At 60.9% G+C, this 5,112-nt stretch carries 5 protein-coding genes; 1 reads left to right on the top strand and 4 read right to left on the bottom strand.

What is annotated here, in order from left to right:
- Positions 1 to 260: 260 nt before the first annotated feature.
- From WAW39_RS08500 to WAW39_RS08485, 4 genes are all read right to left on the bottom strand, one after another.
- Positions 261 to 1,136, bottom strand: a complete 876-nt coding sequence (locus tag WAW39_RS08500; protein WP_422317757.1) for a phosphodiester glycosidase family protein — start codon at positions 1,134 to 1,136, stop codon at positions 261 to 263.
- A gap of 4 nt (positions 1,137 to 1,140) precedes the next feature.
- Positions 1,141 to 1,737 (bottom strand): non-canonical purine NTP pyrophosphatase, encoded by a 597-nt coding sequence (locus tag WAW39_RS08495; RefSeq protein ID WP_422317755.1) that lies wholly within the window; start codon positions 1,735 to 1,737, stop codon positions 1,141 to 1,143.
- Between the two features lie 128 nt (positions 1,738 to 1,865).
- Positions 1,866 to 2,801, bottom strand: a complete 936-nt coding sequence (locus WAW39_RS08490) for a CNNM domain-containing protein (RefSeq protein WP_422317753.1) — start codon at positions 2,799 to 2,801, stop codon at positions 1,866 to 1,868.
- An 11-nt stretch (positions 2,802 to 2,812) separates the two neighbouring features.
- The gene (locus WAW39_RS08485) at positions 2,813 to 4,087 is read right to left on the bottom strand and encodes a CNNM domain-containing protein (RefSeq protein WP_422317751.1); all 1,275 of its coding nucleotides are present in this window, start codon (positions 4,085 to 4,087) and stop codon (positions 2,813 to 2,815) included.
- A 114-nt stretch (positions 4,088 to 4,201) separates the two neighbouring features.
- On the opposite strand from WAW39_RS08485, the gene WAW39_RS08480 reads away from it, so the two are divergent.
- Positions 4,202 to 5,110 (top strand): ThuA domain-containing protein, encoded by a 909-nt coding sequence (locus WAW39_RS08480; protein WP_422317749.1) that lies wholly within the window; start codon positions 4,202 to 4,204, stop codon positions 5,108 to 5,110.
- Positions 5,111 to 5,112 lie beyond the last annotated feature (2 nt).

Genomic DNA, 5,112 nt, shown 5'->3' with positions numbered 1-5,112 from the left:
CAACTAATTAAGCGACTCTGGTCCAAGATTGAGTTGCACCTCACAGGGCCTCCTTTGGGGAGAGGTAAGGGTGAGGGGTACCCCTTGCTGGCGAAGGGTGTCTGCCGTCCCCTCACCCCGGCCCTCTCCCCCGAAGAAAAATATTCGCAATCGTTGTGAGTCAGGGGCGGGGAGAGGGAGAACCGCTTTGGCTGCTCTGGTTTTATCGGATACCAAATTATTTAAATGCTGTAGCGGAAGGTGATGATGGCTTGCCAACATCACTTCGGCACGATGCCCAGATAATTCCTCACCGTGCTCCAGCCGGGATGGGTGTGTTCGCGGCCGTCGTTGGTGCGGAAGTAGAGGGCGGAGGAATGGCCGCCATCGAGATTGAGCGCACGGTTCACGGTGAATGCGGGCATGACGCCGGGGGTGGTGAGCAACTCGGCGAGTTCACTAAGGGTGATGTCTTGCGCGAGGCCCAGGCACCACTGGTTGCCGCCGTCGTTGGCGATGAAGGTGCGGGTGCTGCGCTTCTTGGCATCGAGTCCTGCCACGGCCTGACCGCCATCAACCAGACGCGGGCCGGCCTGCAGGAGTTCACTGGCGCCTTCGGGATTCACATCCGCATTCCACAGCAGCTGGGGATGGGAAGTGACAACGACCGCGCCGGTGAGCAGCGGGCCCGTCTGCCAGGTGCCGGTACGCTTGCCACTGGCGATCATCAGGCCCATGGGCTTGAATTCAGGCGTGAAGAAACCGCCGTTCACGCCGGCCACGGCTGCAGCAGCGCGCATGCTGTCTGTGAGGCGGTTGCCGCCGGACCAGTCTTCCGGCTGGTCGATGACCTTGAGATCAAACTGGCGGTCGTCGAAGACCACGACCTGAACTTGGAAGGAGTGGCGCTCGCGGCCGATTTTGTATTCGATCACCGAGGCACCGCCGACGAGCGGCTGCCCCTTGAAATCGGAGATGGCTGTCCAGCTTGTTGTCGGAGCTGGCTTGGCCGGAGGAGTCTGCACGGCCACTTCTTCAGCCGAAGGGTAGGGCGGGACGAGGGAGGGCGGCCCTGACTCAGCTTTGAGCGGTGCGGGCGTTGGTGGCGTGCTGCAGCCTGCCAGCGCTAGGGTGAGGATGAAGATCAGCGGGCGCATAAGCTCAGGCCAGTGAGGCGAGTTGTTCCTTCATCGCCGCGAGGGCGCGCGCACGATGGCTGAGCTGGTTCTTCGTTTCCGCAGGGAGAACACCGAACGTGTCCGTAAAGCCATCAGGAATAAAAAGCGCATCGTAGCCAAAGCCACCCGCACCCACTTCCTCCGTGAGCAGACGACCTTCCACGCTGCCGCTCGTGACGTGCAGCACTTCACCATCACGCGCGAGAACCATGCAGCATTGGAAGCGTCCGGTGAAGCGGAGGTCCTGCGGCAGTTTGGCGAGTTCGCTTTTCAATTTCGCGCGGTTGTCTGCGGCATTGGCGGTCTCTCCTGCATAGCGTGCGCTGCGCACACCGGGCGCACCGTCCAGCGCATCCACCTCAAGACCCGAATCATCCGCCAGCACCAGCAGGCCGGGCACCCCCCGGCTGCCGCTCACGGCTTTGATGATGGCGTTGGCCTCGAAGGTGTCGCCGGTCTCTTCATCCAGCGTGACACCAGGGTGAGCGCGAAGATCTACGACCTGCCAATCCTCTCCGAGAATGGCGGCGACTTCTTCAGTCTTGTGGGCATTGGAGGTGGCGAAGACGAGCTGAGGCATGGCCTATGGATGGCGGTGGCGGTGGACGTTTTCAACCGGCTCCATTTATGATTTACGATTTATGATTTGGAAGCCCGATTTCGAGAGGCGGCTTGGCCGTCTGTGAAATCATAAATCGTAAATCCCCGCTAATGCATCAGCGGCTCCAGCAGCCGCTCCTCCGTGATCAGGCCGATGGGCTGCTGGCGTTCATCCACCACGATGGCGAGGCGGCGGCCGGATTTGCGCATGCGCTGCAGCGTGTGCAGGGCGGGCAGGCTGGCGGGCACGGTATCCAGCGTACGCATGTGGTGTCGCACGAGGCGGTCCGGGGGAATGACGGCGGGAAGGTCGGTGGTGTCGAGCAGACCGATGAAGCTGCCATTGTCTCCCAGCACAGGAAGCAGCGTGCAGTTCTGCTCACGGGCCACGATCAAGGCCGTGCTGAGCGGGATCTCTGCGGCAAGGGCCATGCTGCGTGCCAGCGGCTGCATGATGTCGCCGGTGTTCAGCTTTTTGTAGTCGAGCACGCGCTCGATGAGATGCATGGCGTTGGCAGAAAGCTGATGCTGGGCGGCGAGCTCCTGCGCCAGCGACTTCAGATCGTCACGCCCGCGTGTCTGCCGTGCCTCGCTGGGGACTTCACTGGTGGTGGTGCTTTTTTTGCCGGTCACCACGCGAAACAAAGGACGCGCCAGGCCGACGAGATGGACGAGCGGCGAGACACTGCGCATGGAGCGGAAGGGATAGCTGCGAAAGAGCTTCTTGGGCATCACTTCCAGACCGATGAGGAAAACAGGCAGCGCGAGCGTGAAGGCCAGCACGTAGCCCCACAGAGTCGCATGGTGGATGATGGGAAAAGCGACGAGCAGGAAGGCGGCGAGATTGGTGAGGTGATTGGCCACGGTGATGCAGCCGATCAAGGCGTCACGGTCCTCCAGCAGCGGCAGCAGGCCGCGTGCGCGGCGGTCGCCGGCACTGGCTGCATGGCGCACACGCACACGGCTGACGGCCATCACCGCGCTCTCCAGTCCGGAGAGCATGAAGGAAAGAGCGAGGCAGAGAATGAGCAGGAGCCAGGTCATGTGGGATGAAATTAGCCGACGCTGGATTCGTCAGAAGGTTTGAGTTTGAGGCGAAGCTCCACCTCCTGAATGCGGGCACGCACGATGCGGCGCACCTTGATGTCTGCGTCGTCGAGGTTGATGCGTTCACCGGGCTTGGGCACATGACCGAGCTGATTGAAAACAAGGCCGCCAATGGTGTCGATGCCGCCGACATCCAGGTCGACGTTGAAATCGAGATTGAGTTCTTCTTTGATGTGATCCAGCCGCGTGCCGCCATCCAGCAGGAAACGACCGCCGCCCAGATCGCGAATCTCCGAGGTTTCACCATGCCAGGGGGCGGCTTCATAAAGCAGCCAGTCGGCGATCTCACGGCGGGTGATCATGCCTTCAAGGCCGCCGTATTCATCGGCGATGAGCGCCGGTTGTTCATCCCGCTGCAGGTGGTGCTGCAAGGCTTCGAGCACGGGCATGGTCTCGGGCACAAAGGCCGGCGTGCGCAGGAGCGTGCGCCAGTCCGGACGGTTCGCGAGTTTCCAGGCATTGGTGTCGAGCACGCCTTCGACTGAGTCGGGCGTCTCGCCATACACAATGACAAAACGTCCGGCGGATTTTTCCAGGATGGCGGTTGTTTTTTGCGGTGAGTCCTCGCTGCTCATGAGCGCGAGATCCACGCGCGGGATCATGCAGTCGCGCACGGTGAGTGATTCGATGTCGAGCACCTCATGGATCATGGCGCTGTCATCGCTGTCCAGCAGGCCCTGCTCCTGGCGCATTTCCACCAGGGTTTCGAATTCATCACGCGTCACGGGCATGCGCATCTTGATGTGCCGGGTGACGAATTTTTGCAGCAGCGCGTCCGTGGTGCGATCAACAAGCAGCGCTAGAGGGTCGATCACATTTCTCAGCGGGTGCAGCAAACGCAGGCTGCCGAGCAGAACCACGGAGGGATTGCGAGCGGCAAAAAATTTGGGAGCCATGTCTCCTAGCAGGACCGTTGCCAAGAATATGACGGATGCTGTGAGCCACACATTCCACCCAGATGCCAGCAGCGGACCGGTGACAATCCACAGCCCAAGTGCGGCGAGGGAGAGATTCAGCGCTGCGGAAAGCAGCAAAGTGTGGTGCAGCTGCGCAAAGGGATTGGCGGTGATGGCTCGCAGTCTTTGCGCCACGGCGCCTTCGCCAGCTGCAAGCAGCTGCGCTTCGACATCGCGCGCGCTGTGGATGGCCGTTTCCGCAGCAGAAATAACCGCGAGCAGCAGGAGCAGCGCGAAGTAGAGAAGGAAGGCAACAAACAGGGGCATTGAGAGACCTCTTAGTGTGGGTGGTGGCAGCACCGAGGGTCAAGGTGAATTACGAAGTGTTCCAAATGTTCGTTCTTGCCAAAATTGTGACGTACTGATAGCAACGTTTCAACCATGCGCTCCATCCTCCTCACCTTCCTCCTGTGTGCCGCCGCCAGCCTGCAGGCCGCAGACAAACTGAAAGTCCTCATTGTGGACGGGCAGAACAACCACAAGTGGGACATCACCACGCCCGTGCTGCGCAATGCGCTGGAGAGCAGCGGCGCCTTCACCGTCGAAGTCACCACCACGCCGCCCAAAGGATCTCCCAAGGAAGCCTGGCATGCCTGGAAACCGATGTTCACCGATTACGCTGCGGTGGTGAGCAACTACAACGGCGAGCCCTGGCCGCAGAATGTGCGTGATGCCTTCACGAAGTACGTGGCTGACGGCGGCGGCTTTGTTTCGATTCATGCGGCAAACAATTCCTTTCCCGAGTGGAAGGAATACAATGAGATGATCGGTGTCGGTGGCTGGGGCGGTCGTAATGAAAAGTCCGGCCCCTGGCTGTATGTGAAGGACGGCAAGCTCTTCCGCGACACCGTGGCAGGGAACGGGGGCGCTCACGGCGCACAGCATGAGTTCATCGTTGAAATTCAGAACCCCGATCATCCCATCACAAAAGGACTCCCCAAGCGCTGGCTGCACGCCAAGGACGAGCTCTACAGCAAGCTGCGCGGCCCTGCTGAAAATGTGGAGGTGCTGACCACGGCGGTGTCTGACCTCACCGCCGTGAGCGAGCCGAACAACCTGGTGCTCAGTTATCAAAAAGGCCGGGTGTTTCACACCACGCTGGGCCATGCGGACTACTCGATGCTGGACCGCGGCTTTTACACCATCCTTCAACGCGGCACCGAATGGGCGGCCACCGGCAAGGTGGAGCGCACAGCAGCCGTGCCTGCGGATTTCCCCACTGAAACCGCAGTGAGCGTGGTGAAGCTGGAAGGTTATCCCAAGCAGGAAGCGCCGAAGCCGAAGAAGTAGTG

The organism is Prosthecobacter sp., from assembly GCF_049294395.1.
In the GTDB taxonomy this organism is placed as follows: domain Bacteria; phylum Verrucomicrobiota; class Verrucomicrobiia; order Verrucomicrobiales; family Verrucomicrobiaceae; genus Prosthecobacter.
The sequence above is the reverse complement of the archived record's forward strand: the minus strand, read 5'-3'. Positions and strand labels throughout refer to the sequence as shown.

Excerpts from the sequence above, each read along its gene's own strand:
- WAW39_RS08485 (WP_422317751.1), bottom strand. The coding sequence starts at position 4,087 with ATGCCCCTGTTTGTTGCCTTCCTTCTCTACTTCGCGCTGCTCCTGCTG.
- WAW39_RS08480 (WP_422317749.1), top strand. The coding sequence starts at position 4,202 with ATGCGCTCCATCCTCCTCACCTTCCTCCTGTGTGCCGCCGCCAGCCTG.
- WAW39_RS08500 (WP_422317757.1), bottom strand. The coding sequence starts at position 1,136 with ATGCGCCCGCTGATCTTCATCCTCACCCTAGCGCTGGCAGGCTGCAGC.
- WAW39_RS08490 (WP_422317753.1), bottom strand. The coding sequence starts at position 2,801 with ATGACCTGGCTCCTGCTCATTCTCTGCCTCGCTCTTTCCTTCATGCTC.
- WAW39_RS08495 (WP_422317755.1), bottom strand. The coding sequence starts at position 1,737 with ATGCCTCAGCTCGTCTTCGCCACCTCCAATGCCCACAAGACTGAAGAA.